Annotated in this window: 6 protein-coding genes; 2 read left to right on the top strand and 4 right to left on the bottom strand. The window is 39.0% G+C overall.

Translation table 11 applies throughout. The features are described from left to right. The 4 genes from QZT73_RS04555 to QZT73_RS04540 form a co-directional block, all read right to left on the bottom strand. Window positions 1-2303 (bottom strand): glycogen debranching protein (locus QZT73_RS04555; protein ID WP_291786827.1); only part of this gene is annotated, 2303 nt, incomplete at its 3' end. 57 nt (window positions 2304-2360) lie between these two features. After that, the gene (locus tag QZT73_RS04550; RefSeq protein ID WP_291786825.1) at window positions 2361-2951 is read right to left on the bottom strand and encodes a hypothetical protein; all 591 of its coding nucleotides are present in this window, start codon (window positions 2949-2951) and stop codon (window positions 2361-2363) included. Between the two features lie 10 nt (window positions 2952-2961). Beyond that, on the bottom strand, window positions 2962-3918 hold the full coding sequence (locus QZT73_RS04545) for a polysaccharide deacetylase family protein (RefSeq protein WP_291786823.1): 957 nt from the start codon (window positions 3916-3918) through the stop codon (window positions 2962-2964). A gap of 69 nt (window positions 3919-3987) precedes the next feature. Continuing rightward, entirely contained in the window at window positions 3988-4548 is a 561-nt protein-coding gene (locus tag QZT73_RS04540; RefSeq protein WP_291778508.1) for a hypothetical protein, read from the bottom strand. A 96-nt stretch (window positions 4549-4644) separates the two neighbouring features. Here QZT73_RS04540 and QZT73_RS04535 point away from each other — a divergent pair, with 96 nt between their 5' ends. Both QZT73_RS04535 and QZT73_RS04530 read left to right on the top strand, forming a co-directional pair. Beyond that, window positions 4645-6069: a DASH family cryptochrome gene (locus QZT73_RS04535; protein ID WP_291786831.1), complete on the top strand. Its 1425-nt coding sequence runs from the start codon at window positions 4645-4647 to the stop codon at window positions 6067-6069. A 571-nt stretch (window positions 6070-6640) separates the two neighbouring features. Beyond that, window positions 6641-7826, top strand: a 1186-nt coding sequence (locus tag QZT73_RS04530; protein ID WP_291786821.1) for a VOC family protein, incomplete at its 3' end; no start/stop codon positions are given.

The following is a 7826-nucleotide window of genomic DNA, read 5'->3' as shown; positions in this document are numbered from 1 at the left end:
TTTTTAATATTATTCTTTGGTATTTTAAAATTTATCGTCCAATTTTTAGTTTGAGTGATTTCAAACTGCATCCCATTTTCCACGAGACTATAGGAAATATCAAAGATATTATCTCCTATAATGACATGCTCCAATTTCGCTTCATTCCAAGAAGAAGGAAATTGTGGGCTAACTTGGATTATATTTTGGTGCGCATTAGGTTGTATTCCAAAAAACTGTGTTACAATAGGAACGGCATAGGCATATAAATTCCATGCCTGTGTCATCATTCCATAATCTGGAGAAACTTCATAAATAGAGCCCGGTAATGCGAACCCAAAAGAGCGGGTCATTCTGTTGAGATAATCCAATGCCATATCCGGTCTCCCATAATTGTTTTCAGCAATCGCCTGCACACCCGTTGGTAAAGTCATCACCGCACCTGTGTAAGAGAAAACTTTACTCCCTGAAAAAGATCCTTCTTCCAAATCGGAAGATTCATCCCTATCGATTCCGGTTACAAAAACACCAAAAGGATTGACAAACTTACTTCCTTTATCCAGGGCCCTTATCGCCTTATCACTATCTGCAATTCCCATCTCCATAGGGGTATTCACTACCCAATTGTGAAAAATAACAAATCCCTGCTTTTCATTTTTGGGATACTTTAAAAGCCTAGATTTTGTGTGCCGTAACTCCTTCACTGCCCATGGCTTATTCAAAGTGTCAGCACGGATAATTGCCGCATCGATCAGTTCCAATGCCTCAGCCGCAGTTCCTATAAAATCAGCATAGGAGTTGAATTCTTCAACCCAAAATTCTTCATTGATTTTGGTTTTCAGTTCATCTGCAATCTGTTGATACCTCACCTCCTCTGCACTTTCACCCATAATTCTAGCCATTTGGGCTGCATCTGCAAAGGCCTTTTGTGTATAAACCGCCACATCAATCATCTCAGATTCCAAACCATGGATTTCCATCATGCCATAACCATCAGGAAATAGATTACCATCCCCATCATTTTCTTCCATTAACCATTGTAAACCTCTCTTTACAGTAGGATAATACTTTGACAAAAATGCTTTATCTCCCGTCCATTGAAACACCCACCAAATCAATGAAGCAAACTGTGGTGTTTCATTAATATTTCCGGGATTAAAAACAACCCCATTGGTACTTACCTCATGGACAATCCTGCCATTCCCATTGACCTCAGAAAGCTTGTGGATAAGTTCAACTGTCTCATACACCAATTTCTTCCTTCCAGTAACAATTGCCCCTTTGAGCGTATATTCATTATCTACGCCAAACCACCAAGGATAGTCCGGCATCCCTGCCCCTAGACCTCTTCCTATTTCTGGAACCTCCCTTACCAGCCATTCTGTGTTGTACTTCACCCATTCAAATGCCTGCTCCAGCTCTTTGTCCTCAATACTGAGCTTAGTTTTGGAAGATATCCTATTATACCGCTGCTTTTTATCCTGGAGAAGATGTTCTGTTTCCGAAAGGAGCCTATCATAAGTATCCTCTGCATGCTTTTGCGTTGTATATGAACCTGCAACAATAAAGCGTAGTGTCTTTATTTCCTCAGGCCCTATATCCATATCATAGACCAGTTGACCTGTTTTCCCTTTCCCCTTTGGTTGGTAATTACAATGAGAAGAACTATCTATTGCATATTTTTCCGGAAGTTGAGTCGCTCCAAATAAAACAAACCAGTTATTTCCGGCATCCTTACCCCTCCAAGCTTTTCTCTTCTCGTCAAACTCCAGATTATCTGCATAATCAATCATGTTTACTTGTTCTCCCAACCAGACCGGCATCAAGTCTGTATGCCCAGTAAATTCAAATTGAATGGTTTTTGGTGAGTTATGCATATTTTTTATAGCAAAATCCACAACGAGGCCTTCTTCCCCATCAGGTACAAACTGAAAGCGTTGTACTTCCAACCCCGGAACATTATTAAAAATATGCTTGTTGGCTATTGGGTAGTTAAAAAATGCATCTGCTTTGTCCAAACAATAAAATTGATCTGCAAGCCCGATGGCAGCAGTAAAACCATCCATCAATTTGATGGGATGGTTCCATATCCCGCCCATTTCTCCTTCCACATGCCAGCCCAAATCAGGGAAGGTCCCATCCTGATGACCTACCATATAAACCCGGTCTCCGGCAGTAAGAAACGGAGAGTTGAGGTACGCTTCTTTGCCTTGGAGTTTTTGTAAATCATTTAAAAGCCCAGAAAGGGGTTGCTCCTTTTCAGGTCCATTACAAGACATTATAACTGTAAGAAGCAAAAGACCAAAGCACTTGAATACCTTCATCTTTTAAAAATAACAAGAAAAAATGACTTTATAATAGAAGATAATACCTGTTGACAATCAATCTCTCAGGGTTGCTCTCCTTAGTCGAACCTCGACTTCATTGGTTTCAATTGTTGTTCCATCCTCAAATTCAAAGAGCATTTTGATTTTGTGCAATGCCTCTAACTCTGGATTTTGATTAAAAACAAAATAGGATCTCGCAAAATTGGATTCATTGACATAAAATTCCAACCATTCATTTTTTGGAAGAAACTGACCAAGTTGGGTCGCAGCTGTTGGAGCAAATAAGATGATACCAGACAAATCTTGTGAAGGGCCAATATTATTGAATGATTGATTACTAAAAATTTTAACATCTTTGACCGCATTATCAATGAGGTATTTTGGGAAACAATTCCCATCAAAATCAGGGAGAACATTGAAAAACTTCTCCATTTTAATTTCAACTTTTAGTACCACAAGCGGAAGTTCCACTTCGTTATCCCAAGGTTCTGTTGCGTCTATCCCCTCACCTGGAAACCATCTTCTCGCTTCAATTTCTGCCCCTACAAGATCAAATTGTCCATTTCTACAGTCTTCTGTACAGGAAGTAAAAGACAAGACGACAAGCATCAGTCCCAGTATCAGGGAAATATTCGGTATCTTCATATGACTAATTTTAGGGCAATATTAAGTCTTTGTCAACCAATTTTCCAATTTCTTTCCAAGTAATCAATTGAATGTTGTTTTTTTTCAACAAATCCCTGACTTTTTGCCCGGTGAAAAAATCAAAGTCAGCCTGTCTCCATGCAGCATGCCAATGCGAAAACCTTGTAGTAACAGCACGCATCTCTGCATCATCAAAGGCTATATGATTCAGCAGAACAGTCACCCCTGGCTCCAAACTATTCAACAAATCAGTATAGAATGCATCCATTCCGATTTCGTCGTAAACCTGTGGATTGGCTATGGCCGTACGGTCAATCAAAATTAAATTTTCCAGATCCAAATCCTTAAAGATAGCCGGGTTAGGTTTGATCACCGCATCTACTATCTGTTGATTCATCATGGCCGGAATCCCATATTCCTCTGCTAACTTTAGATAGGAAGCAACATATTCAGGTCTTCCATAGAATACACAGCCCATATGTGAGTCCAAATGTGTAGGCTGTATTCCTATTTTTATGGCTGCCTCTATCTGCGCCCGCATTTCTTTTTCAACTTCCGCTGGACTGGCATTTTGTGCCACAGAGGCGCAATCTTTATACATAAATCCATCTGGACCTACCAATCCGGGCACATCGGTCTTAGATGCGATTGGCCCATATTTGTAAGTATGCCATTCGTTGGTCAAGGTAATATGTACACCAATGTCTAGGTCAGGCAATCCTGCAACCATTTCACCTGCCTCGGTAGCCCATGCACAGGGCATCATTATGCTTGTGGAATTTACCACGCCATTTTTTATGGCCTGAACAGTAGCTTCATTCTCAGAATGTGCCAATCCCAGATCATCAGCATGAATGATCAAAAGTTTATCTTCCCTGGCATAACCTAACCTTTCGGCAAGAGACTTTTCCTGCGCAAAGGTATGACTCCAAAGTAGAAACAATAAAATTGTGGATAACATTTTCATAAGTCTTGCTTGCTTGTTTTTATTGAGCGGAAAACAGTTTACGGCATCCAAGATATAGTATGGAAAGAATTATTCCCATCCCCAAGCTGGGCCTGGACTTTCTACTTCTTTGTTCAAGTCAAACTTGACAGAAAAAAACCTATCTGATCCAATTCTCCTTAAATTATAAGTAAAGAAATTATCATCAAGTGTTATCCACCAGACATTGTTTGCTGCATAAGGTATCAAATTAGCTGTTTCCTGATCTGCGGGAAAATATTGAATTCCCGCCATACCCGTATTAGATGTAGTACCCCCATACTGGGTAACCTCATCTTCTGAACCATCTTCGTGTCTGTGATCATGCTTTAATTTAATCAAACCGTTCTCCATGGTGAGCACCCAGGTACGAGATTTATCATCGCCTACAAAAAAGGGGATGTGGATAAATCCCTCCCCACAGTCAACAACATGCATGATCAACCTTTTGCCTGAAAAAGGATCGTTTTCTGATGGTGTCATTATTTCTCCCTCGTAAGCCTTTCCACAATGCAATTGCAAAGTCTTCCAAAAAACCTGATTCGGCAGAACTTCTTGACCAAAACTTTGGAATGCTATCAAAATAATAAGACTAGAAAGGATGCTTTTCATAAGATTTTATTTTACCACTATTTAACCCATCAAGTAAGCATAAATCTTTTGAATCCACAAACACTTTTATTCAACAAGCTGTTGATTTTTTGCATGATGTTTAAAAGAGTTATCGTTTGGTTTAGGAATGATTTAAGGGTGCATGATAATGCGCCCTTATCATTCGCTTTTCAAAAAGCGGAAGAGGTCATCCCTGTTTATTGTTTTGATCCAAGAAGTTTCGGAAAAATGGAGTTGGATTTGGACAAAACAGGTAATCATAGAGCAAAATTCCTTTTGGAATCTGTGGATAACTTGAGGAGCAACTTGAGAAATTTAAGTGGACAATTGGTAATCCTTCATGGAAAACCAGAAGATGTATTAGTGGATTTGGCCATAAATCACCATGCAGATGCTATCTTTTTCTCAGAGGAGGTTGCTACAGAGGAAAAAGAAATAGAATTACAATTGGAACAAAATGCGTGGAAACACGGGATAAAGACTCAAGCCTATTGGCAGAGTACGCTTTTCAATATTCAGGACTTACCCTTCCCTGTGATGCAGACTCCTGAAGTTTTCACGCAATTTAGAAAAGAATGTGAGAAATTTTCAAAAATACAGAAAACACTGCCTGTACCGAAAAAAGTTACATTCCCAAAAGAAATAACAGATTTTGGCGAACTGCCTGATTTATCCACATTGGGTCTGAAGGATCCCAGTAGCTCTTCCCGTTCTGTGTTGGTGTTCAAAGGAGGTGAAACGGAAGGTATTGGGAGACTTCAGGCTTATTTTTGGGAAAAAGACCTTCTAAAAGTTTATAAAGAGACCAGGAATGGCCTTTTAGGCGGGGATTATAGCAGTAAATTTTCTCCTTGGCTGGCATTGGGTTGCCTTAGTCCAAGGTACATTTATGAGGAAATCAAACGCTACGAAAAGGAAAGAAAGAAAAACCAATCCACCTATTGGTTGATTTTTGAACTGATATGGAGAGATTATTTCAGGTTCATTTGTAAAAAACACGGAAAAAAAGTCTTTAAGCTCGGAGGCATCAAAAACAATGTGGATAAGTGGAGCAGGAATGAGCAACACTTTTGGAAATGGGCAAAGGGTGACACAGGTATCCCGTTTGTTGATGCTAATATGAGAGAACTCAACGAAAGTGGTTTTATGTCTAACAGAGGCCGACAAAACGTAGCTTCTTTTTTGGTCAATGATCTTGGAATAGACTGGAGATGGGGAGCTATGTTTTTTGAAAGTCAGTTAATCGACTATGATGTCTGTAGCAATTGGGGCAATTGGATGTATGTGGCAGGAGTAGGAAATGATCCTAGGGAAAACCGCTATTTCAACATCTTGAGACAGGCGCAAAACTACGATCGCAAAGGAGATTATATCAGGCATTGGATTCCCGAACTTGCAGCTATACCCGGGTTTGATATTCATCAGCCCTTCGAGTTATCCACATCTCAGCTGAAAAAATATAGTATATCTCTTGGTTCTACTTATCCACATCCTTTGGTAAAATATAAGGTTTGGATATAAATCAATATAAAAAAGCGTAATGGGTATTCTATTCCATATTTCAAATTTTGGTGATTATCCCATTATATATTTTTCCTAAACTCGCTTGCTCAATAGGCTTTATGATCCAAAGCGTGGGACATCTGGCTGAAGAATTCATTTCATGAAAATAGGTATTGATAACTCTCCTTTTTTGATATAGCCATTGATTAAAAAGATGATCTAATATTTTTTAAGAACTCATTCAAACTTGGCTTCTTGAGATTTTTTAAGATGGGAATTTTTATTTGTATGGTAAATGACAAAATAATCAAATAAAACCATAAAGAATACCCAAAAAATTGAATCAAGTATATTGTTTTCTTCCATAGCTTTTACGGGATCCCAATCACTATTCCAGAAATGAAGCAGTAATCCCCCTAAAATCCACATTGATAGGGCCACCTTAAACAAGTAAAGCCCATAATTTGGGTACTTTTTAAGCCACTGTTCAGATTTTTCCGTTAATTTTAAGCTAGAACCCATCTAAATTAGCAAATTTTTGAAAAATTCAATCAACCTTATACCTAAAGTCCATAAAAACCCACATCCTATGAAAAAATTAATCATAGTTTTGCCAATTTTGAGTTTTTTAACCTGCTGTGTTTCTCCAGAAAACAACAATCAAAATATCCAAATAGGCCAAATGAAGGCCTTTGCCGAAATGGTAGCTGCAGATGTTAAACCTCTGGCATTAAGTGAACCTATGAATAAAGCAGAGGTGGAGGCCCTTTGGGAAACTGCTCAGGAAATTGCCAAAGAAAGGGGTATTGAAGTGTACCGGGAAAATGACCTGATTCAAACCCAACTATTTCCTGCTGAGATTGCCGAGGAAATGGAGGTTTTGATTTTCCACAAACCAGAGGCGCTAAATGCTTACAGAACACTCAAAAATACCATAAAAAATGGGCAAAACGATGAATCAGAAGCCAGATGGTTTGGTCGTCTTTTGGGTTATCCATCCCATTATATCAATACGCTTCTTGCTAAAAATACGTCATTCAGAACCTTACCTGATTTTGGGATTCAGGGAACAAATCTTTTCTTGTATTATAAGAATTTGGATCAAGCAAAAACATTTTATAACCAAACATTAGGTTTGGAAATCATATCTGATTACGGATTTGCTTGCACTGTAAAAATAACAGATGATGCCTGGTTGACATTGGTGGATGAAGCAGTGGGAAGGCACAAGGCGGATGAGCCCAAAACTGTAGCCTTAGCCCTGCTGACCAATCACCTTTCGGAATGGTATAGCTATCTGAAAAGAGAAGGCGTTACTATAAAATATGAATATAAACCCAAAGAAAATAACGCTCATGATGGGTTTGTAGCGATAGATCCCGAAGGTTATCTTTTGGAGTTTGAAATGTTCAAACAGCACCCTGAAAATGAAAAGCTGATGCCCCTTTTGCCAAGTTACGATGCCAAAAGTGGTGCCACAGACCGATGGTCCAAAAACGAAGGCTTTTACGGAGCGGTTTACTGGCTATACTACGAAGACATGCAAGAGGCCGAAAGATTTTTAGAAGAAAAAATTGGACTCAGACAAATCGTAGACCAAGGATGGGCAAAAGTATACCAAGTATCAAAAAATGGATTTATCGGTCCAGTGGACGGCAGGCGTGGGATGCATAGTTTTACAGAAAAGAAAGGCGCCAGTATGGCATTCTTAGTTGAAGATTTGGAGGGATGGTATGAATATGTGATTACACATGAACCTTTCTCTATTCATCAAG

This window comes from Cecembia sp., from assembly GCF_007126775.1.
Classification (GTDB): Bacteria; Bacteroidota; Bacteroidia; order Cytophagales; family Cyclobacteriaceae; genus Cecembia.
This window is presented reverse-complemented; position numbering and strand designations above follow the sequence as displayed.